This window comes from Desulforhopalus vacuolatus (assembly GCF_016918505.1).
Classification (GTDB): Bacteria; Desulfobacterota; Desulfobulbia; order Desulfobulbales; family Desulfocapsaceae; genus Desulforhopalus; species Desulforhopalus vacuolatus.
Window position 1 is genome coordinate 1 of sequence record NZ_JAFFPZ010000007.1, and the last position, 22,175, is coordinate 22,175.

Here is a 22,175-nt window from a genome sequence, read left to right on the forward strand (position 1 = left end):
CAGTTTGGGCCATTTTTCGTCTGTGGCTTTTTATAGTTTCTTTTATGTGACGGGACATTGCAGCCTCCTTGTAAGGTTTTAATATTGCTTACAAAAAGACGATTACAATCGCATCGATATGTCAAGGGAAATTTTACCTTAACTTCTGAAATGTTTACGAAGACTTTTTTTAAAAACTACGCTATTGCTGGGTTTCAGGGGTGCCCGGGAATCGCTGAAGATGAGAAGATTATAGCCACACCAACCCTCATTAAGACTCTTCCTGAACCATTGCGCAGGGTAATTGGAGACCTCTCCAACAATGAGAAAGTTTTACTCGGTTTAGATTTAAAACCAATTCATTCAAAAGATTTTAAGGAAAAGAATAAATGACTCAGATAGTAGAAAAAATATCCACAGACATTCCTGGGTTTGACGCCATATCTATGGGAGGTTTACCCAGGGGGAGAACCACATTAATTGCGGGGACCTCCGGCAGCCCCTTCTCAAACATCAATGGAATTCTGTCTGGAAATGCCATACATTCTCTACCAAAAGAAATAGATCGCCTGGATAATCTTTTCTAGTCTCCAATTAATACCTTGACAAGATAAGAGAGGAGAAGAGAGGAGAGGAGATATGAAAAGAGGATGAATAGAGATGTCAAAATTAAATATTTTACATTTATTATCTTATTCCAAAAAGTACGTAGTGACACTACTTCATAGATGTACTACGCATTACAAACAGCGACATAGAATTGGTTTTTTACCAAAAGATCTATCAAAGAATACGTTTGAATCCTATGAAAAAATCAAACTTTATGACCTAAAAAATGAATTAAGAAGGAGTGAATCACGATTCAACATATTGGTGAGTCAAATTGCAGAGTGTGTCTGGGAAACTGACGCTGAGGGTTACTATACCTACATTAGTCCACAAATATTTAATATACTGGGTTACCGTCCAGAAAAAATTCTGGGAATGAGAACCTTTGAATTAATGTCAGAGCAAGAAAAAAATCATATAATTCCTGTATTTAAAGAAATTTCTAACAACAGGAATTCCTTCGATCAGATATCATGGACATGCCTGCATAAAGAAGGAAATCCTGTCTTTCTTAAATCCAGTGGATCCCCAAAATATAGCAATAATGGTCTCTTTATTGGTTTTCAGGGTATAACAAACGAAGTACACATTCAAGAACATCTAAAACTGGAAATTGAGAATCATGAGCAGTTTAAGAATCTTTTTGAGCAGTGTGCAGATGGTATCATGGTTCTTGATTCTGAAGGCAATGTTCTTGAAGCAAATGAAGGTGCACTCTTGAATTTGAACCGTTCTCGTGAACAGCTCATGGGCCAGCCCTTTGGCGTTCCTCTAGTAGGAGACGAGGTGACTGAAATTGATATCCTGAATAAGGATGGTAAAGTTAAAAATATCAGTATGCACTATGCCGATTTCACGTGGTATAATAATCCTGCATTTATGGTGACTTTATATGACTTTACGCAACGGAGAAAACGTGAAGAAGAGCTTATGGAAATTGCTCAGCACGACTCCCTGACAGGCTTACCTAACCGCCTGTTACTTTTAGACCGATTATTTCAGGCAACGGCCTTAACTCGGCGTGCAAACACTTTATTGGCTGTGTGTTACATCGATTTGGATGGATTCAAAGAGGTCAATGATTTCTTTGGACATGCAGGAGGTGATATAATTCTCATCGAAGCGACAAAACGAATGCAGGCTGTATTGCGCGCTGGCGATACAGCTGCCAGAATCGGTGGCGATGAATTTGTAGTATTGATTGGGGGATTAAAAAGTAAAGAAAATTGTGATGTCGCAATCAAGCGTGTTGGTGATGCTATTGCGGCTCCTTATGATATTGATGGTCAGGAGCATAACGGCATTTCAGCAAGTATAGGTGTCACAATATATCCTGTTGACAATTCTACCCCTGCCACCCTGATTAACCATTCTGACCAGGCCATGTACTCAGCTAAACAGGCTGGCAAAAAATGTATACGCTTTTATAATAAAAATTTACAATAATACCATTCCTATTAAGTTGTGACTCATTTGGGGGCTCAATCGCGGTTGTATCTGCTCTTAATAATTCCGGGAATTACTACCAGTTTAGCCCACCAATGGTTGTGTAATTCCACTGTTATCGTTACGTTTCCCGTCACAGTGTACAGAACAACATCGCGGGAAACCACCGCCGTGCCGATTTTCCATCAATGGTGATGAATCAATACAAAATGGAAATGGTATCAATGCCATTTTCACTTTGTATTGGCGAATGTAAAGGCAGGGAAACGGGAGACAGGAGACAGGAGACGGGAGACAGGGAAAAGCAAAAGACAGGAAAGCAAAAGACTTTTTGCCAAAGGAAAGCTCTAAACATGCGAATAAAGGCAAAAGGTTTTAAAATTAAACAGGGAATTGTTACCAGTTTATTCCGTGCGTTACAAGTCATTCCACCGTTATCGTTACGTTTACCGTCATCGTGTAGACAAGGCATGCCTTGTCTCTACATCATCGCCGGAATCACTGTTGTACCAATTTTTCACCACTGATGATGAATGCCATCGTTATCACCATTGTGATCAATTTTACATCCTATTTATTCATTCGTAACCGCCAAAAAAGATGTCTACGCAGTCTCGTTCTCTGGTTAATACAAAATGTAAATGGTATAATTCGTGTTTATCCGTGTCTTCCGTGGTTTATCAGGAGCATTAGAACAGACCTTAGAGTTTCACACCAGTTCAGCCATCACAATATTGGCAAAGGAATGTCCGGCCGGACTGAGCTTGAGATGGGTCGGAGTACGTTCGACAAGGCCCTGCTCCATCAGCTTCTGCAGCACCCCGCCATAATACTGACGGGGTTCGAGATGAAAACGGCACTGAAGTTCTGACAAATCCACCCCTTCCATCATGCGCAGTCCCATAATTACAGTCTCACGAAAGGAGGCCTCGCGATCGAGACTTTCCCGCTCCACGACTGCATCCTCCCCCGCTGTAATTTTCTCAATATAGTGCCACGGATTTTCCTCGCGCCGTTCCCTGCATCCCTGCACATAACTCACCGCCGCCGCCCCCGCAGCAAACCATTCCTCATTGTGCCAGTAACGGATATTGTGCCGGCAACGGTATCCCGGAAGAGCATAGTTGGAGGTTTCATAGTGTTCAAAACCGGCTTCTGCCGTCACTCTGTTGACAAGGGAATCCATAGCAATAATATCCTCCTCACCCGGCAGGGTCAGCCGTCCGTTTTCAAGGGCTGTGAACAGCGGAGTTCCCTCCTCCGGGGTAAGCTGATAGAGGGAAATGTGCCGGGGATGAAGTTCAAGGGCACAGTGAAGAGAAAAATCAAAAGCCTGCGTATCCTGGTCAGGAAGGCCATACATCAGATCAAGGCTGAGATTATCAAAGCCCGCGTCCCGGGCCATTCTGACGGCCTCGCGGGCCTCCTCCGCATTGTGGATACGGCCCAGGACGCGCAGCTCGTCATCGTCAAAGGACTGGACGCCGAAGGAAATGCGGTTTACTCCCGCCAGCCGCAGACGCCGCAGGGATTCAAAAGAGACGGTACCGGGGTTGGCCTCCATGGACACCTCTGCCTCTTCGGCAAAGGAGAAGTGCTGCCTGATAAAATCAAGCAGCTCACAGAGAAGATCTGTTGGCAGCGAAGTGGGAGTTCCACCGCCGAAAAAAAGCGTGGAGAGTTGTCTGCGGGGCAGGCGGCTCAGCTCCTCCAGCAGGGCTGTGCAATAGGGACGGTACAGCTCACGTGCCCCGGCCACCGAAGCAAAGGCGCAATAGCCGCACTTCTTTTCACAGAAAGGAATATGGATATAGAGCATGGTCACCCGTCGGAAAATTGATCCATGACAGCGCTGGAGCTGGCCTGCACCTTCTGCATCAGTCCGTTATCGGCAAAACTGTAGCTGCCGTCACCGATGATGATATGGTCAAGCAGCTGCAGCTCCATGCAGGAACAGAGGAAGTGCATCGTTTTTGTCAGTTTGATATCCTGCGCTGAAGGCTGCAGGGAACCGGAGGGATGGTTGTGGGCAAGGATGATGGCCGCCGCGTGACGGTCCAGTGCCAGCTTGATCACCTCGCGGGGGTAGACGGCGTTGCGGTTGAGAGTCCCCTCTCCCATGGTCTCCGCATCGATGATGGCGTGGGCGGTATCAAGGAAGATCACCTTAAAAATCTCCCGCTTGAGACCGCGCATCTCATGAGAGAGATAGTCGATAACGGCGGCGGAACTCTGCAGATACGTCCGACCGCGCACCCGGTCCCTGAGGTAGTGGGAAGCAACAACATGAATGAAACGCAGGGCGAAACTGTTCTTCGGCCCTATCCCCTTCACCTTCTCCAGCACCGGCAGGGGTGCATCAAGCACAGAGGAGAAACTGCCCAGCTCTTTCAGCAATTCACGGGCAGGCTCCTTGCAGTCACTGCGCGGGGTGCCGAAGGTGAGCAGCAGCTCCAGCACCTCGGCATCGCTGAACCCGTCCAGACCGTTCTCAAGGAAACGATCACGCAACCGGCCGCGATGTCCTTTACCCTTGTTTTGCCAATCCGTTTTTTCCATGGTTTCACGTCATAGAGGCCGCCATACTGTTCTTCTGCTTTTTCATCCCTTATTGATAACCCTGGCAAACAGCTCATTGGCCATCTTCGGGTTCGCTTTTCCTTTTGTCTCTTTCATCAGCTGGCCAACAAAGTATCCCATGATCTTTGTCTTGCCGTTCCTGAAATCCTCGGCCTGTTCGGGGTTGGCGGCGACGATCTTCTCGACAACAGCCTGCAGTTCCCCCATATCAGAGTTCTGCTCCAGTCCCTTCTCTTTGACAATGGCGACGGCATCCTTCCCGCTCTCCATCATCTCTACGAAGACGCTCTTGGCAATCTTGCCGCTGATGGTGTTCTTCTCAATCATCGCCAGCAGTTCGGCAAGACCGGCCGGGCTCACCCTGCAGCGTTCTATATCCTCACTGCCAAGTTCGCGGGAGAGTTCGGACATAATCCAGTTTGCCGCCTTTTTCGCCTGCGCCCCCACTTTCACCACTGCCTCAAAATAATCAGCCACGGGACGGTCGGCAGTAAGCCAGTCGGCATCATATTCAGACAGTTCATATTCGCTCATGAAGCGGGCTTTCCTGGCATCCGGCAGCTCCGGCAGACCGGCACGAACCTCCTCAATCCATTCCTCACTGATCTCCACCGGCACAAGATCCGGACAGGGAAAATAGCGGTAATCGTGGGCATCTTCCTTACCGCGCATTGATGCGGTAATCTGCTTGTCCGGGTCCCACAGCAGGGTTTCCTGGACGATTTTCTCGCCGTCGAGCAGCAGGTCACGCTGACGCCGCTGCTCATACTCCAGCGCCGCCTCAACGTGGCGGAAGGAGTTCATATTCTTCAACTCGGTGCGGGTTCCCAGCTCCTGCTGTCCCACCGGCCGCAGGGAGATGTTCGCGTCGCAGCGAAAAGATCCCTCCTGCATGTTGCCATCGCATATATTGAGGTAGCGGACAATGGCGTGCAGCTTCTTGAGATAGGCCACCGCCTCCTGCGGACTGCGCATATCCGGTTCAGAAACAATTTCCAGCAGCGGCGTACCTGTACGGTTAAGATCCACATGGCTGACCGGCTCAACGGAATCGTGCACAAGCTTGCCGGCATCCTCTTCCATGTGGGCACGGGTAATGCCAATACGCCTGCTTTCACCATCCACCTCAATATCGAGAAAACCTTTGCCGACAATCGGCTTGTCGAACTGTGAGGTTTGATACCCTTTGGGCAGGTCGGGGTAGAAGTAGTTCTTCCGGGCAAACTGGTTGAACTGGTTGATTTTCGCCCCGGTGGCAAGCCCGAAACGGATTGCGAACTCTACCACCTTCCTGTTCAGTACCGGCAGCACGCCCGGCATGCCAAGGCAAATTGGACAGGTATGAGTATTGGGGGCAGCGCCGAATTCGTTGGAACAGCCGCAGAAAATTTTCGTTTTGGTTTTCAGCTGGGCGTGAATCTCCAGGCCAATGACAGTTTCAAATTCCATTTCCTTCTCCTCTCTTCAAACTTTTCTGCGGCTTTATTTCTTGATTATACATCTTCAGGCAGTGGTACCCTTTAGGTTTCCTTTAGTCAAACGTGACCACCTCGGCGTTCTTCTCCACCCACTCCCTGATCTTAATCAACTCGTCCCGCCATTCATCACCAAGGCGAAGATCAAGGAACATCTTGAAACACTGATTGACCGTTTTCGCCAACTCTTCAAGAAGGAAAATCCTCTCCAGCACCATCCCTTCCACCTCTTCGGGATTACTGCCGTCAGCCTCAGTCTCTTCCGTCTTCGGCAGGGCAACACTGCGATACTCCATCAAAGAACCGGAGAGAGTGACAGCAAATTCGTAGTCATTAAAACCGAAGGAGAGACGTGCGCTCTCCAGTTTTTTTCCCATGGCCAGGCCGGTACGCGCTTCGCGCAGCTCCGACTGTTGTCCGGAGCAGGTAATCTTCTCCAGCGACTCTCCCTCTCCTGATTCCAGTGACATGTTTTTTTCAAAAGTGACACTGATATCGCCACGCTCCGGCAGAGCAATAGTACCACCGCGCTCGTCACTCTTGAACCAGAGCCAGGTGAGAAACTCCTGTCCAAGCCAACGTTTTTCCGCTATTAAATCGACTAAATCCATTATTTTTCTCTCTTGTCAGCTGCTGTCGGTTCCGACTCACACAAAAAGATCCGGTGAGGCATTCTCAAGTTTGATGATCTGCGCCTCGTCGAGCAGCGCCTCCGCTGTGGTATAGGGAATCTGCTGTTTGACCAGCAGGCCGAAGGTCTCCCGAAAGTGGTCTTCAAGCAGAGCCTGGGCTTTCTTGTTGGTGGAGAAAAAAAGAACCACCCCCTCACTCAGATTCCACGCCAGCTCATAGACAGCTGGAATCGGGATTGCCTTGCGCATCAGCTCCGATTGCACCCGCTCCTTTATTTCCACTCTGGTTGAGCGGGAGAGTTTGGGAAGCTGCTTCTCGAGACGCACCCGCTCCTCCTCTTTGATGATGCATTTCTTGAGGATCGCTGCAGAGACCTTGCGCTCATCGATGCGCAGACTGAGAGTGATATAGTCTCCCGCCACCCAGGAGGCATTCTTAAACTGTGAATCAAACATATTCTGTACCGACACCCAGCCGAGGGAAAACTCCTCGTAGTTGTCGTCAATATCCTCGAAACTATAGGTAATTATCCTGTCCAGCAGATACTCCAGCGAACTGTCGGGAAGCTCGCCCTCCACTGAAAAGCGGACGAAACTTGCTGACCCTTTGAGCAAACCCATACCTCAACTCCTGTGGAAAATATGAAAATACTGCAGCAGGCCGAAGCCCTTAATTTGAAGGTCTTTTTATATCACTCTTTGCCCTGATGGTAAAGAATTTCAGAGGAAGAGAAGAACCGCCAGCCCTCTCATTCCCTCTACAATCAGACTTTTGGGTACCTTGAAAACTTATATTGACGGCGTCTGAGACCCGTTTCCTCACCGTAACCAGGCTGAATCTCTCTGCGGTGCAGCTCCGGCGGGCGGTACATATATCGAAATATTTTTCTTTTCCAGCCGTTACGGAATCTGCTGAAAAAACGAAATTTATGCGACTGTCGAGACCTTGAAAAGGAAAGTATATCATTTCTATTAAGTTATGCCTCCGTTTAAGGAGGCCCAATCCCTGTTGTATCTGCTCTTAATAATTCTGGGAACTGCTACCTGTTTATTCCATGCGTTACAAGTCATTCCACCGTTATTGTTACGTTTATCGTCACCGTGTAGACAAGGCATGCCTTGTCTCTACATCATCGCCGGAATCACTGTTGTGCCAATTTTTCACCAATGATGATGTAAGGTCACCGTTATCACCATTGCGATCAATTTTAGAAACATCCGTTGTGCTGGAGACGCCCAAATTGGTCGTCTCTACAAAGACCTTTTGCTTTTTCCTGTCTCCTGTCTCCTGTCCCCCGGTATTACTCCTGCCTGCGAGTGAGATGGGCCATCAGGCATTTTACCTCGCCATAGCTTATATCGCGTTCCATGGTTCTGGTCATGTTCTGTTTGATCACCGCCCAGGGGAGATCCTTCAGCGGTTCAAGAGCTTCCAGCATGGGGGCAATGTCAGCTACCGGCAGAACCTCGTCAATGTTGATTTCACCCAGCCCGATAAGTTCGGCGAGGTGACTCTCAACAGTACTCTGTTTCAGTCCACGGATGGCGGCGACAGCCTCGGCGTTCTCCCCCCTGCGGAAATATCCCAGGGTAATCTCGCGGGTTGGACGGCCGTCTTTTTCCTCCGCCGGTTTCTCCCTTTGCGGTTCCCTCCGCTCGGCAAACTGCTCCGGACTGAGTTGGGGCAGGGCAATCTCGGTTATCCCCTCGGCAAGACGATACTCTTTTATCATCTGCAGCAGCTCCTCACCATACCGCTCCGCCAGTTTCGGGCCAATACCGTGAATCTTCAACAACCCCTTATTGCTCACCGGCAGATGAACTGCGAGCTGTATCAGCGGTTTCTGTGCCAGCACCCGATAGGCGGGGACATCTTCCTCCGCCGCCTTCTCTGTCCGCCACCGTCGCAACCGTTCAAAAAACTCAGGATTGGCGATATCCTCCTCGCGATAAAGCGGCACCTCACTGCCGGACTTGCCGCCGCCTTTCGGTGCACTCTGCTTTTCAATGGTGGCAGCACCAATGGCACGCAGATAACTGCCGACATTAAACTCCTCCGCACAGCAGGAGACCGCTGCCCGTTTCACCGCAGCCTCCTCTGCCAGCTCCTTATACAATCTGCGCAGTCGGGTGCGAATCTGTTTGTTGTCGGTTTCAAAAATGATATTATCAAGCAGCGGCTGGATCAGCTCCGTCATCTGCTTCTGGAACCACACCGACGCTCTGGTGAACCGCTCAATTACCACCGGGTCTTCCACCGGGGCAATCTGCGGATTAAACTTTCCGCAGAGCTGGTTATGAAAATTCTCCGCAACGGTAAAGATCTTCTCCTGTGCCTGCCGCTGCAGCTCCTCAAGATCACCTGCACCACCGACCTGCACCACCGAGACGTTGCCCCGCAGAGTACCGAGAAAACGGCCGAAGCAATAGCCCAGCCGGGTAAAGTTGAAACACTGCAGCAGGAGTTTCTGCTGATAGGCGAGACGCGCCGCAGCCAGCTGCTCTTCTCCAGGGGGATTGCTGCGTGTCATTTCACTGAAGAGAGACACCTGCCGATCGGTCTGGATGGCACGCCCGCTGATATGACTCCTCAGGGTGAGCCCCTTGAAACTGCGGCAGCGGCTCAGCGCCACATAGGTCTGTCCGTGGGCAAAGGCCGCCTCGGCGTCGACAATCAGCCGATCAAAGGTCAGCCCCTGGCTCTTGTGGATAGTGATTGCCCACGCCTGCTTTAGAGGAATCTGGGTGAAAGAACCAATTTTCTCCTGCTCCAGCTCCATTTCCCCGTTGAGACTGTACTCCATATTTTCCCAGCTGATTGCCTCCACCTCAATCGGCTCTTCATCACCCTCACAGAGAACGCAGACGGAATCCGCCTCCAGGCGGGTAACCGTACCTATACGGCCGTTGTAGAAGCGTTTGTCAGGCCCCGGATCATTGTGGACAAACATCACCTGAGCGCCCACCTTCAGGGAGAGCCGCTCCATGGTCGGCCAGGTAGACTCGGGAAAATCTCCATCCACACTGGCGCTGAAACTGCGTGCCCGTCCGGGCAGCTCCTCCAGCCGCTGGCGATTGATAACATCCGCCTGGTTGTTGTGGGTGCAGAGGGTAATGGTTCCTTCCCTTTCAACCTTACTGGTATCTTCAACGTAACGACTGTTGAGATGTTCAAGGACCGCAGGCCCAACGCGGTTATCACGAATCTGGTTGAGCAGATCAACAAAAGTGCTGTCACTCTGCCGATAGACCTTCGTCAGCTCTACTGTCACCAGCGGCCCGCGTTGCAGCGCCTGCGAGGAAAAGAACCACGGGGTTGCATAGTGCTGACCGAGTAACGCCCAGTCGTTCTCCTTGACCACCGGCGGCAGCTGGTAGAGGTCACCAATCATCAGCAGCTGCACTCCGCCGAAGGGGAGTTCGCTGTTACGGTAACGGCGAAGGACAAAATCGATGGAGTCGAGCAGGTCAACACGCACCATGGAGATCTCGTCAATGACCAGAAGATCAAGGTTGCGCAGCATGGCAACTTTTTCTTTGCGCAGATTATGCCGCTCCTGCGCCTGACCAGGTATCCAGGGACCAAAGGGACGCTGGAAGAAAGAGTGCAGGGTAACACCACCGGCATTAATTGCCGCCACTCCGGTGGGCGCAGCCACGACCATACGTTTAGGGCAACTCTCTTTCAGAGTGTGGAGAAAGGTGGTTTTACCCGTTCCCGCCTTGCCGGTGAGGAAGATATTACAGTCGGTTTCTTCAAGAAATCTTCTTGCCAGTTTGACTTCGCAGTTATCCATTCTTCAGCTCTCCCTTTTTCTCCTGCAGTGGCAACTCCACCCGAAAACGTGTATGGCTCGACGTTTCTGAGGAGTCTACCGTAATAGTGCCGCTGTAGTATTCAACAATCGTCCGTACTATATAGAGGCCAAGACCGAGATGGGCCCCCCCTGTTTTTTTACTGCCTGAATCACGTTTGGAAACCATTGAATTGAAAATCTGCCCCTGCATCTCCCGCAGAATTCCCGGACCCTGATTGCTGATAATAATGATCACAGAGGAGACACCGCGCTGCAGTTCCAGCTCAATCGACGACCCCCTGCGGTGGAAGGAGACGGCGTTCTCCACCAGCTTGTCGAGTACCTGATGGATACGTTGCGGATCACCATTGAAAGGCACCTCACCTTCCGGTCGATAATAGATGAAATCAACTCCGGAAAAGGCCGGTTTCCAGCTGTGTTCCAGCCACATCTCAATGGCTGTATCCAGCTCAAAGAACTCTCTTTGATCCAGACTGAGCATCTCCTGCAGGCTGGTGGCATCGCGAATTTGCGCCAGCAGTGCCTCCAGTCGTTTAATATCAGTCAGCGCCATGGTTATATAACGCGATTTTGTCTCTGGAAGGGTTCTGAGTTCTTCAGCAAGATTCTGTAGAGAGGCGGATATTCCCGCAAGAGGGGTACGCATCTCATGCTCAAGGTTGTCTGCCATCCGTTCGCGAAAGTTGGACTGGCTGCGCAGCTGTTCAAGCATGTCGGCAAGGGTCCGGGAAAGGTCACCAAGCTCATCCCTGGAACGCAGAGGAACAATACTGCGGATCTTTCCACTGCTGGTGAGAGCACCGGCGGCGTCGCGCCCCACCCGGCGAATACGTGAGGAGAGGCGGAAGGCAAAAAAAATCAGCGCCAGTCCCGCTCCGCCGAAGAGCAGTACAGCAAGGGTTATCGATTCTTCAATAACTTTGTTCTGCAGGGCGAGAATTGAGTTGGTCGTCTGTTCCACCACCACCGCTCCAACGGTAGTGTCAGCATTCTTCAACGGCACAATGGCGGCCATCACCTCCAGCCGCTTCTTATCCTTTTCCCCCTCACCTACCGGAATATAGCGGGTGAGGGCCGGCTCGCCGGCAAGGGCCTGGCGAACTCCGTCAAGATCAAGAGTGGAGAGGGCAGCTGGCCCTTCAGGGTTGGCATTGGAGAAAGAGGTGGTAAAAAGTTTGTAGATCGGGGCCAGCAGCTGCCTGCGGAGTGACGGTGCCTCCGGCGGCGGCGTACTCACCAGTTCGCCGCAGGTGGCACGCACCCGTTGATTGGCATCAACGATGGAAACGCGGGAATTGGGACGATCAAGAGTCTTGAGAATAGATTCAATGGTTTCTGACGGACTGATGATCCAGCTGATTTCCGCATCCGTCCTTTTTATCTTTTTGGCAGTATTACTCTTTTTATCTTTATTACTTTTACGCTGTCTATTTGTGCCAAGAACATATTTTACCGTTCTTTTCTTCTCATCGTCCACATCGCCGACGGCGAAGGCAAGCCTGGTTCCCACCATCTCCCGAGGCAGTCGCAACTCAACCACATAACCGCCCTCACACAGTTCCCATACAGCCTGCAGACGCGGCTCACGAATCGCCCTGCGGCGTCCACGCGGAATAAGGTAACCGTTCACCCATCCGGGATGACGGGGACTGATGCGGTAGAGACGCTGGCGGCCCTTCTTGTCTTCAATGCGCAGTTCAACATGGTCGGAGCGATCCAGTTGATTGTCACCATCGCGGCGATAGACAACCTTGTCGTCATCAACAATAAAGACAGCATAGATATAATCTCCCCGCACACCAGTTATATGGCGCAGGCTGAAGGATTTCGGATCCCAGGCCTCCGAGGAGAAAAGGATCTGGCCCTTTCCCATAGAGGGAGAGGCTTCATCGTTCACATCCGGCCAGTCGTCGAGTTGCCCGTTGAGACGCAGGGGGGATGTCAACGGCGGCAAATAGAGAACCTCACTGCTGTCCTCCGGCGGGTGAAACCGCTCCCTGATGAAGAGTTTTGGCTGCGACGCGAGTACCGTGGCCACGGCGCGAGCGGAGAAAAGCAGGGTCTCCTCCTGAGAACGAAGTAAATCCCGCTTGATCTGTTCACTGATTTGTACACCAATAATCGGTATAAAGAACAACAGCAGAGTGACCAGCGCCAGTTTCAGGCGGAGGGTAACACGCAGGCGCATGGGAAGAGACCTCAGTTGGTACGCCAGCGGTAGCCCAGGCCGTATTCGGTGCGGATTGAGTTGAAATCCGGGTCTATTTCACGGAATTTGTCACGGATGCGGCGAATGTGTGCAGTGATGGCATTACTGCTCACCACCAGCCGGGCGGCAGCCATCAGCTGAGCATGAGATTTGACATGGCCGGGATGTTCAATAAGGGCGTGCACCAGCCAGAACTCGGTGAGGGTAAAGTCTATCTGTATTTCCTTCCAGAAGACCCTCTTCTGTTCGTGGTAGAGGGTGAGTTCTTCCACCGTGAAGACTTCTTCCTCCGCCGGCTGTACATTGGCCGCCAGCGACTCGACAATCTTGAACAGCGCCGAGATGCGCACCGGCAGGAAATCGAGCGTTGTGGTATTTTTCGACAGGTAATCCCAGGCACCGAGGCGCAGGCCGCTGACCCGGTCGAGGTCTGAATCTCGAGCAGTTAGAAAGATAATGGGGATGGTCGGTGAAAGCTGGCGAAGCTGCGAACAGAGGGTAAAACCGCCCTCCATCTCATCTTCCAGCATCACATCGAGTATGGCGAGGTCGGGCAGATTCTTCTGGAAGGCTGCCGTTGCCTCGGGACGGGTGGCATAACTGTGTACTTCATATCCCTCACGCTGGAGGGCATGAGTGTAGTTGTCACGGAGAAGATCGTCATCTTCGACAAGGGCAATGATATAACAGGCCATGGCAGCAGTTGTCTCCTCAGGAATTCGAGTATTGTCAAATGTACGACATACGGAAAGGCTCTTTTTTCAGCAACTCTCCTGTCGTGTAGAATACACTGGATCTCCGCGTTTCGCCACTGCGTCGAGTCCGACCAGGGCTGGTCATTTTTCTTCAAAATGTTGTCATACCATTTACATTTTGTATTGACCAGAGAGCGCGACTGCGTGGACATCTTTTTTTGTGATTACGAATGAATAAACAGGATGTAATACCATTCCTATTAAGTTGTGACCGTACTTAATGCCATTTTCACTTTCTATTGGCGAATGTAAAGGCAGGGGGATGGGAGACAGGAGACGGGAGACGGGAGACAGGGAAAAGCAAAAGACGGAACAGCGAAAGACTTTTTGCCAACGAATAAAAGCTCTAAACATGCGAATAAAGGCAAAAAAATTTAAAATTAAACAGAGAATTGCTGTTGTTCTCTCTTTAATTGCATTCTCTGGTTAATACAAAATGTAAATGGTATAAAAAGAGCATAACTTAATAGGAATGGTATCATTCTCACAAGGGAAGTGTGTCACTCCAGTCAATAAGAAAGGGCACTTAGCGAATACTCGCTAAGTGCCCTTAATATGGCGTCCCCAACCGGATTCGAACCGGTGTTGTCGGCGTGAAAGGCCGATGTCCTGGACCTGACTAGACGATAGGGACAAAACAAAATTTCTGGTGGGTCGTGCGCGGCTCGAACGCGCGACGTTCTGATTAAGAGTCAGACACTCTACCAACTGAGTTAACGACCCGAAAACACCCTATATAAAAAGATCATGAAGACTGATCTCAATCGGTGCTGCACTGCAACCATCACTTGTTGTAAAAACAACCTAAAGGTCTTTCCAAATAGTTGCTACAACTTTCTGCATATTCACTACAATTTTAAAGAAGAAAAGGTACTTGGCGATTACTCACCAAGTACCTTTAATATGGCGTCCCCAACCGGATTCGAACCGGTGTTGTCGGCGTGAAAGGCCGATGTCCTGGACCTGACTAGACGATAGGGACAAAACAAAATTTTTGGTGGGTCGTGCGCGGTTCGAACGCGCGACTCTCTGATTAAAAGTCAGATACTCTACCAACTGAGTTAACGACCCGGGAGCGATCTATATACAAAGTTCCCGAAGACGAGTCAACATCTTTTTTCATTTATTTTGTCTGGGATACAAAATATACATTTCCCGCCAAAAGACAAAAGGTATAAATCAGCCCGCCAGCTGCAGCATCTTCTTCGCCACCAGCGTACCCGCAATTTTCTCCTTCGTCTTTTCAGCAGCCTGCAGCGAAGCCTTTACATCGAGGGAGCCCCAGCGCAGCGCTTCACACACCAGCTTCTCATACTCATCACGCAGACGACGAAAAGATATCTCCACTTCCGGATACTCTCTGGACTCACGAAACGGCAGACGCAGGAAACCGGAATCCACACCCACTCGAAACCACGGCACCGCCAGAAGGTGAAACTCGGTCGGCTGCCAGTCATCGCGGCGCTCATCCTCCCCCGGCAGACACCAGCCGCGTTCCTCATGGGGAACCACGGCAAGGGTACTGGTGAGAGTCAAGGGCTCCATATCCAGTTCCATCTCATGCTCCTCAAGAGTAACAGTATAGCTGAGGGTCGGACGGTGGTTTCCCTGCTTCTTTTTGATATTCCAGTCAATGTTCATATTCCTCTCCAGAAAAGGCCGCCGTCCCCTGCCGGCAACGGAACCCTTTATTTATAGACGCCATCCCCTTCGTGTACACCACGCGCCAGCCCCGTCACCCGAAGAAGATCACCAAAGGGCGGCTTTCGCTCCTCATCGCCAATCTGCACCCACAACACCGGGTAGCCCGGTTCCACAGCAGGAAAAAGATGGCAGCGCAGATCAGTAAGATAGAGAAGACAGGCGGGCTGCAGTCCCTCCTGTTCAATCCGCCGAAACACCGGGCGAAAATCGGTGCCGCCCCCGCCGACCGGCTCAAGCCGCAGCGGCAGCTCAGACCGTTCCACTTCCTCATAGCGCCTCACCTGCATATCGCAGTAGAAGAGAGAGAGGGTCGCGGGATATTGTTCCATGATGGCCGACAGCTCTGCGGCAAACTGATCCATCTCTGTCCGTGAAATAGAACCGGAGGTATCCACTGCCACCGCTATCTGGTGCAGTTCACTGTTGATCAGAGAGGGAAAGTAGTACCCCTGATGGATATAGCGGCGGTTGGGCGTCATCCAGCTGTAGTCAAATCGCGCCGAGCGCTCGATAAACCGTGACAAAATCTGCCGCCAGTCGAGGCGCGGGTTGAGACGCCGGGCAACCAGTTGTTCCACACCCCGGGGAAGACGACCAATCTCCCGCGCCGTGTTGGCCGCGTTGATAAAGGCCTGTTCCCAGTCAACCCCTTCGGCTCCGAGATCTGCCCCCTGACTCTGCAGTGGTGCATCGCGCACCTCTCCCGCCGCCGGAGTCTTTTCTTCCCTCTCTCTGCCTTTACCGGGACCGTCTTCATCACCACCCCGCTCGCGAATGCCGTCACTGGTCTCAAAGAGGCGGCTGTACACTGCCTCGGCGCTCATCTCCCGAAATCCCTCAATGAGCAGAAAGTCAGGCGGCAGAGTGAAACCGGCGTCGAGCAGCAGCCAGTTAATGGCATAGTCACAGGCTATATTCCACAGTTGCACATTCCGCCCCCCGCGGCGCCGATGGTGGCCACAGGCTGGGTGCATCACCAGATGGGCCATGAGCCCGAGCAGTTCATTCTCTTTCAGGGTGAGGAGATAATCGGGGTTGTAACCAAGCACCTCTCCGTCGGTCCAGGCATCGGCACATCCCTTATCCTCGAGCAGTTTCAAGCGCAGAGCAAGGGTGGCAAAAAAGGGATGCTGCAGAATCAGCGTAGTCCGAGCCTTCACCAGGCGCTGACGGGCATCACCGCTCATACCAGCACGCTGGAGTTGCTGGCTGCCCATTCAGCAAAGGCGTCCATCCCGGCGAGGGGCCGACAGTGACGCACCGCCTCCCGCACCAGCAGGACAGAAAACTCGGTAGGTAACCGTGAGGCAAAAGTAAGCAGGCGTGCACCGTTCTCTTCACTGGCCGACCGGCCAACCATCTCACAAATTGCATAAAGCACTGCGGGATCTTCAGTGAGAGGTATCCCTTCCGGATTATTGAGGATGTCTGCCACCTCGGGAAGATCCTGCCAGATGGCAATGAAGCCCTCCAGCTCTCCCGCCGCTCCGGCACCTACAGTACCGACGAGAAGCTCTTTTAATATTTCTTCCCCTTCTGTACCTTTCTGATATTTTTTATCTTTTGATGTCTTTATTATTTTAGAGGCAAACTCCCAGCTTCGCGGTGACGGGAAGGCCTTGCTGCTGCGTTCCGGTTCAAAGTCATGCAGAAGAGTCGGGCGGAAACGGAGAAAAGAGATGATCTCCATGGCTATCTTTGCCCTGTCCGCCCACTGCAGCCACTCCTCAAGATCAACGGTGAAATCAATATGGACAAAACGATTCGCCAGCGCGGAGGGCATGCGGTGAGTAACAGCGCGATCGGTCTCGCGGTTTCCGGCAGCGATGATCGACCACCCGTCGGGCAGCTCATACTCGCCGAGCCGTCGATCAAGGACCAGCTGATAACAGGAGGCCTGCACCAGCGGCGGCGCGGCGTTGAGCTCATCGAGAAAAAGGATGCCCTCTCCTTCAGTGGGCAGGAAGGATGGGATGCACCACTCGGCGCGGCCATTCTCTGTAATCTTCGGCAGGCCACGCAGGTCTACCGGATCAAGGAGAATGGCACGAATGTCGATGAGGGACAGTCCCAGCTTCTCTGCCGTCTGTGCCACCACCTGGCTCTTGCCCACCCCTGGAGGTCCCCACAGGAACACCGGTTGGCGGATATCAAAAAGCTGCGTCAGAGCAGCTCCTATGTGTTGCGCTTTCATATAACCCCCTGCAGGAAATTTTAGTTTTTTTTGCAGTAGACAGGCACGCCGGGGCTGATCGCCTCCCGCGCAGCATAGCGCCCGCTCTCTTCGCGGGTAAAACCCATTTTCGACAATAAGTCCTGCAGACGGGGATTGCGAGTAAGGGAAATGAAATTTGTAAAACCGCGCGTTGTCATCTCCGCAATAAAGGCACCCACCGTATAGACACCGATACGTTGATTGCGGAAACGTGTGGAGATGGCCAGCGCACCAAGTTCTACGGTCTGCATGTCAATATCCCTCTGTTCTACACAGCCGACGATGATACCGTCAATAACGGTGACAAAAAAATGATCCCGGTTGGCAGTGACATACCCTTTCGCCCGCGGTTTGAGATATCCCGACCTTTTATACATACCGAGAATCCGCTCGACTATCTTCACCTCCACCGGCCCGTCCACGGCGCGGAACACCTCGGTAAAGTTGTTGGCAATCATCGTGCCAGCCCCTTCAACGGAGAAAAGTTCCTCGCGGAGGGTCGTCTTCCCGGCGGACACAATGTGAATCCGCTCACAGGCACCAGACTCTATCTTCTCACAGATCTGGCTCAGCGCCCCCTGGAAGTTGACATTCTGTACCACATCGTTCACTTCAATGGGCAGGGAGCGATAACGCTCCGTGGTGAGCGTGTTGATCCGTGCACCCTTCTGATCCAGCAGAGGACGCCGCTCAAGAAAGATCAGTTTGAACTTCACTCCATCACTGTTGAGAACCGCCTCATAAAAATCAACGTCGGAGGCAATGCGGACAAACCGCGTCTCCGGCAGACGCCGCTCAAGCTCATCAACCAGTTTCTGATTAGAGGAGCGAAGAGGCAGATTATGAAAAAAGGTGGTGGAGATACCCTGACGTCCGAGAAATTTGAGGTCATTGGCAATGACGGAAAGGTTGTCACGCAGCACACTCTCGCGGCAGGCAATGGCAAGGGGGTGACCGAGCAGGTGTCGGGTATACTCTTTTACGTAGAGATGAGTCATGAAACGTATTCCAGTTTTTCAGGAGGAAAGGAGGGAAAAAAGATGCGGACAGCCTACCAGAGCGCCCTGCAAAGTGCATGGGAATTTCCCCTCTCCCGCCTTCCTGGTCCGGTTCAAACATTTCCCTCCTGCAAACATTACAACCTTGTAATTCTTTTGAAAGGCTGCGGCAAGAAAGAGCTGGTAAGGTGAGAGGCAGAAGAGAATTCGAGCTCCATAGCGCAGACCAGACGCAGAAAAGTATCCTAATCAGAAGGAAACCCGACATGACAACAGAACGTCCACAACAGAACAGGGGGAGTATCTCTATCCAGCAGATCACCGAGACAGTGAAGGCCGCTTCTGGCTGGGTTGCCCCCCTGCGCAGTGAACTCTCCCGCACCATCACAGGCCAGGACAATCTCATTGACAGCCTCCTCATCGGCCTGCTCTCCGGTGGCCACATCCTGCTTGAAGGCCTGCCGGGACTGGCCAAAACTCTTGCTGTGAAAAGCCTCAGTCAGGCCATCAGCACTGATTTCAGACGCATCCAGTTCACCCCGGATATGCTTCCGGCCGACATCATCGGCACCCAGATTTACAACCCGCAGGAGACCACCTTCGAGACCCGCCGTGGCCCGATTTTCGCCTCCCTCGTACTCGCCGACGAAATCAACCGGGCACCGGCAAAGGTCCAGTCTGCCCTGCTGGAGGCAATGCAGGAGAAACAGGTAACCATTGGCGATGAGAGCTACCCGCTGCCGAAACTCTTTCTCGTACTCGCTACCCAGAATCCCATTGAACAGGAGGGGACCTACCCGCTGCCCGAGGCACAGGTAGACCGTTTTATGCTCAAGGTGGTGGTTGGTTATCCAAGCAGAGCGGAAGAACGGGAAATTCTTGACAACTACGAGCACAGCAGCGAAGAGAAAAAAATCGTTCCTGTGGCTTCACCGAAGGAGATCCTTGACGCCAGGCAGGTGGCGGACTCCATTTATATGGATGACAAGATCAAGGATTATATCGTCAGCCTTGTTTATGCCACCCGTGATCCGGAAAGCTGTAACCTCAGTCTCTCCAGCTACATTGAAACCGGTGCCTCACCCCGGGCCACTCTGAGCATGAAATCAGTGGCCAAATGTGCAGCTTTCCTCGCCGGTCGCGGCTACGTCACTCCTGATGACGTCAAGTCTTCGGCGATGAATGTCATGCGCCACCGTATCCGCATCAGTTACGAGGCAGAGGCGGAGGGTATTTCCAGCGAAGATATCATCCGCAAAATCGTCGATACCGTACCGGTTCCCTGAGTCAACCGGGAAGAGAAACCCCATGGAAAACGAATTTACCCGCGAGATGCTCAACAAGGTGCGCCGGATTGAGGTGCACACCAGCCGCCTGGTCACCGACAGCCTTGCAGGGAGCTACCACTCTGTCTTTAAGGGACGGGGAATGAACTTCGAGGAGGTACGGGAGTATGTGCCCGGCGACGACATCCGGACCATTGACTGGAACGTCACCGCCCGCAGCGGCATCCCTCATATCAAAAAATTCACTGAGGAGCGCGAGCTTACCATCATGCTGCTCATCGACATCAGCGGCTCCGGCGAATTCGGCTCCACCAACTGCTCGAAGCGCGAACTGATGGCTGAACTCGGCTCAGTACTGGCCTTCTCTGCTGTACGCAATAACGACAAGGTGGGACTGATCCTCTTTACCGGAGAGACAGAACTCTACATCGTCCCTCAGAAGGGCCGTCGCCATATTCTGCGTATTATCAGGGAAATACTCTATTTCAAACCACAGGGAAGACACACCGACATTACCAGGGCGCTGGAGTTCATGGCCGGAGTGCATAAACGGCGAAGTGTCGTCTTCCTCATCTCCGATTTCTGCCTGCCTGGCAATTTCGAGCAGGAACTGCACGCCATGCGTGCCACTCTGCAGGCCACCGCCCGCCACCATGACCTCATCACCCTCAAGGTAAGTGATCCGAGGGAATATCATCTGCCGAACATCGGCCGGGTAACCCTTGAAGACGCTGAAAGCGGCGAACAGGTGGAACTCAACACCTCCCGCCGCGCGGTGCGGGAAGAGTTTACCCGCCGGGCCGAAGAGCGGCGCGACATCCTTTTACGGACCATTCGCGGAACAGGTATCGACCTGCTCGACCTTGCAACCGACCGCAGCTACCTGCCGGAGCTGATGCATTTCTTCAGCAATCGGCAGAGGAGAAGCGCATGAACCAGCCAGCTCCACTGCCCCACGATATATACGGACCGGTAACTCTTCCCGAGCCTCTTTTTTCCTCGCTGGAGATACTCGGCATCATCCTCTGTGCAGCTGCGGCTCTTGCAGCCCTGTTCTTTCTTTACCGACGCCTCCACCGCCACAAAGCCGTACCCCTGCAGGAAGAGTATCTTCGCCGCTTTGAAGCTCTCCGTCCACTGCGGAAAGAGAGTACCGTTCGCTGGGTTGAAGAGGCAAACAACCTGCTGCGCAGTTATATTGAACGCCGTTTCTCTCTGCGCTCCACCCGCCAGACCACCAATGAGTTTCTGCACAGCCCTGAGCTGAAAAACCTCTCACCTCTGCAGGAAGTTCAAACTGAGTTGCGCCGCTGTCTTGAACAGGCCGACCTCGCCAAATTTGCCCGCTATCAACCGAAAGAGGAAGAGCTGAATGAGATGGAGAAGGCTATCCGTGTCCTCATTAAAGATTCTCAAACGGAAGATAAAGGAGGCCAGTAATGAGTGCAATTTTCACGGATTTCCGTTTTCTTCACGCCAACTTCCTCTGGCTTCTCCTGTTGCTTTTACCCCTCGCGCTTTTTTACGCCAGACGTGGTCCGGCCCCGGCACTGCTCTTTTCTTCCACATCACTTATCCGCTCCCTCGGGACATCGAGAAAGGCAAGTGCGGGGCGTATAACCTTCCTGCTGCGCATGCTCAGCTTCAGCCTGCTTGTTGTTGCCCTTGCCCGTCCGCAGTATGGCAACTCAACCACCGAAGTTGAGGCAAGCGGCATCGACATAATGCTGGCGGTAGATGTCTCCGGTTCCATGGAAGCGATGGATTTCCATCTTGACGGCAAGGCGGTCAACCGTCTCGCCGTAGTGAAAAAGGTGGTGGAGAAATTTATAGATAAACGTCCGAACGACCGCATCGGCCTTATCGCCTTCGGTGCCCGTTCCTACCTCGTCAGCCCGCTGACCCTTGATCACGACTGGCTGCTGAAACGAATGGATGCCTTGAAAATCGGCATGGGTGGTGACGGTACGGCCATTGGTTCCGCCATCGGCACCGGAGTCAACCGGCTGCGTGAACAGAAAGCCAAATCCCGCATTCTCATCCTTCTCACCGACGGCATGAGCAACAGCGGCAGTATCTCGCCGCTCACCGCCGCCGAGGCCGCCGAAACCCTTGGCATAAAAGTCTATACCATTGGTGCGGGCACCCGCGGCGAGGCACCCATCCCGATGAGAGACGCCTACGGACGGGTTAAGCTGGCCTGGATGAAAGTAGATATCGACGAAAACACCCTGAAGCAGGTGGCAAAACTGACCGGCGCTTCCTATTTCCGCGCTACCAATACGGCCTCCCTGGAGAATATCTACGGGGAGATAAACAAGATGGAGACCACCTCCCGCACGATCAAAAAATTTGAAAACTACCGCGAACTCTTCCCATGGGTGTTGTTGTTCTTTTTTCCTGTTTTCGCGGCAGAAATATATCTCAGCCGACGCCGAGTCCCCTGATTATAACTGAATACAGAAACGG

18 protein-coding genes, 4 tRNA genes and 1 pseudogene are annotated in these 22,175 nt (G+C 52.1%); 7 read left to right on the plus strand and 16 right to left on the minus strand.

Going from position 1 to position 22,175, the window contains the following annotated elements; genetic code table 11:
• Positions 1-84: 84 nt before the first annotated feature.
• The 3 genes and pseudogenes from JWG39_RS17370 (at position 85) to JWG39_RS06115 (ending at position 2,034) form a co-directional block, all read left to right on the plus strand.
• Entirely contained in the window at positions 85-372 is a 288-nt protein-coding gene (locus JWG39_RS17370; protein ID WP_205218502.1) for a circadian clock KaiB family protein, read from the plus strand.
• Positions 369-479: pseudogene (locus tag JWG39_RS17030) on the plus strand (ATPase domain-containing protein); the annotation flags it as partial. The gene JWG39_RS17370 and the pseudogene JWG39_RS17030, both read left to right, overlap by 4 nt.
• Positions 480-639: 160 nt before the next feature.
• Entirely contained in the window at positions 640-2,034 is a 1,395-nt protein-coding gene (locus JWG39_RS06115; RefSeq protein WP_205218504.1) for a sensor domain-containing protein, read from the plus strand.
• Positions 2,035-2,743: 709 nt separating this feature from the next.
• On the opposite strand, the gene hemW is transcribed toward JWG39_RS06115, so the two are convergent.
• The 16 genes from hemW to JWG39_RS06195 all read right to left on the minus strand — a co-directional run bounded on the left by hemW (position 2,744) and on the right by JWG39_RS06195 (position 18,420).
• Positions 2,744-3,853, minus strand: coding sequence for a radical SAM family heme chaperone HemW (gene hemW / locus JWG39_RS06120; protein ID WP_205218505.1), 1,110 nt, complete (start codon positions 3,851-3,853; stop codon positions 2,744-2,746).
• Positions 3,854-3,855: 2 nt separating this feature from the next.
• A complete protein-coding gene (radC, locus tag JWG39_RS06125) occupies positions 3,856-4,593 on the minus strand; it encodes a RadC family protein (protein ID WP_205218506.1) in 738 nt (245 codons plus the stop codon).
• Positions 4,594-4,635: 42 nt separating this feature from the next.
• Positions 4,636-6,063 (minus strand): Asp-tRNA(Asn)/Glu-tRNA(Gln) amidotransferase subunit GatB, encoded by a 1,428-nt coding sequence (gene gatB / locus JWG39_RS06130; RefSeq protein WP_205218507.1) that lies wholly within the window; start codon positions 6,061-6,063, stop codon positions 4,636-4,638.
• A gap of 82 nt (positions 6,064-6,145) precedes the next feature.
• Positions 6,146-6,700, minus strand: a complete 555-nt coding sequence (locus JWG39_RS06135; protein ID WP_205218508.1) for a hypothetical protein — start codon at positions 6,698-6,700, stop codon at positions 6,146-6,148.
• Positions 6,701-6,736: 36 nt separating this feature from the next.
• On the minus strand, positions 6,737-7,342 hold the full coding sequence (gene rdgC, locus JWG39_RS06140; RefSeq protein WP_205218509.1) for a recombination-associated protein RdgC: 606 nt from the start codon (positions 7,340-7,342) through the stop codon (positions 6,737-6,739).
• Positions 7,343-8,022: 680 nt separating this feature from the next.
• A complete protein-coding gene (locus tag JWG39_RS06145; RefSeq protein ID WP_205218510.1) occupies positions 8,023-10,518 on the minus strand; it encodes an HRDC domain-containing protein in 2,496 nt (831 codons plus the stop codon).
• Positions 10,511-12,727, minus strand: a complete 2,217-nt coding sequence (locus JWG39_RS06150; protein ID WP_205218511.1) for an ATP-binding protein — start codon at positions 12,725-12,727, stop codon at positions 10,511-10,513. Before JWG39_RS06150 ends, JWG39_RS06145 begins: the two co-directional genes overlap by 8 nt.
• Positions 12,728-12,738: 11 nt before the next feature.
• A complete protein-coding gene (locus tag JWG39_RS06155; RefSeq protein WP_205218512.1) occupies positions 12,739-13,443 on the minus strand; it encodes a response regulator in 705 nt (234 codons plus the stop codon).
• Positions 13,444-14,059: 616 nt separating this feature from the next.
• Positions 14,060-14,137: transfer RNA gene (locus JWG39_RS06160), tRNA-Glu, on the minus strand.
• A 13-nt stretch (positions 14,138-14,150) separates the two neighbouring features.
• Positions 14,151-14,226, minus strand: a tRNA-Lys gene (locus JWG39_RS06165).
• A gap of 181 nt (positions 14,227-14,407) precedes the next feature.
• Positions 14,408-14,485: transfer RNA gene (locus JWG39_RS06170), tRNA-Glu, on the minus strand.
• Positions 14,486-14,498: 13 nt separating this feature from the next.
• A tRNA-Lys gene (locus JWG39_RS06175) sits at positions 14,499-14,574 on the minus strand.
• 108 nt (positions 14,575-14,682) lie between these two features.
• On the minus strand, positions 14,683-15,144 hold the full coding sequence (locus tag JWG39_RS06180; RefSeq protein WP_205218513.1) for a hypothetical protein: 462 nt from the start codon (positions 15,142-15,144) through the stop codon (positions 14,683-14,685).
• Positions 15,145-15,191: 47 nt separating this feature from the next.
• Positions 15,192-16,424: a vWA domain-containing protein gene (locus tag JWG39_RS06185; protein WP_205218514.1), complete on the minus strand. Its 1,233-nt coding sequence runs from the start codon at positions 16,422-16,424 to the stop codon at positions 15,192-15,194.
• The gene (locus JWG39_RS06190; protein WP_205218515.1) at positions 16,391-17,401 is read right to left on the minus strand and encodes an AAA family ATPase; all 1,011 of its coding nucleotides are present in this window, start codon (positions 17,399-17,401) and stop codon (positions 16,391-16,393) included. The genes JWG39_RS06185 and JWG39_RS06190 overlap by 34 nt, the downstream gene beginning before the upstream one ends.
• Before the next feature lie 20 nt (positions 17,402-17,421).
• Positions 17,422-18,420, minus strand: coding sequence for a GNAT family N-acetyltransferase (locus JWG39_RS06195; protein ID WP_205218516.1), 999 nt, complete (start codon positions 18,418-18,420; stop codon positions 17,422-17,424).
• 266 nt (positions 18,421-18,686) lie between these two features.
• Between JWG39_RS06195 and JWG39_RS06200 the strand changes: the two genes are divergently transcribed.
• The 4 genes from JWG39_RS06200 to JWG39_RS06215 are packed head-to-tail and all read left to right on the plus strand — an operon-like array spanning position 18,687 to position 22,153.
• A complete protein-coding gene (locus JWG39_RS06200; protein ID WP_205218517.1) occupies positions 18,687-19,706 on the plus strand; it encodes an AAA family ATPase in 1,020 nt (339 codons plus the stop codon).
• 22 nt (positions 19,707-19,728) lie between these two features.
• Positions 19,729-20,640 carry a DUF58 domain-containing protein gene (locus JWG39_RS06205; protein ID WP_205218518.1) on the plus strand — a complete coding sequence of 304 codons (912 nt, stop codon included), beginning with the start codon at positions 19,729-19,731 and terminating at the stop codon, positions 20,638-20,640.
• Positions 20,637-21,146 carry a hypothetical protein gene (locus tag JWG39_RS06210; RefSeq protein ID WP_205218519.1) on the plus strand — a complete coding sequence of 170 codons (510 nt, stop codon included), beginning with the start codon at positions 20,637-20,639 and terminating at the stop codon, positions 21,144-21,146. The genes JWG39_RS06205 and JWG39_RS06210 overlap by 4 nt, the downstream gene beginning before the upstream one ends.
• Positions 21,146-22,153: a vWA domain-containing protein gene (locus JWG39_RS06215; protein ID WP_205218520.1), complete on the plus strand. Its 1,008-nt coding sequence runs from the start codon at positions 21,146-21,148 to the stop codon at positions 22,151-22,153. The genes JWG39_RS06210 and JWG39_RS06215 overlap by 1 nt, the downstream gene beginning before the upstream one ends.
• Positions 22,154-22,175: the final 22 nt, after the last annotated feature.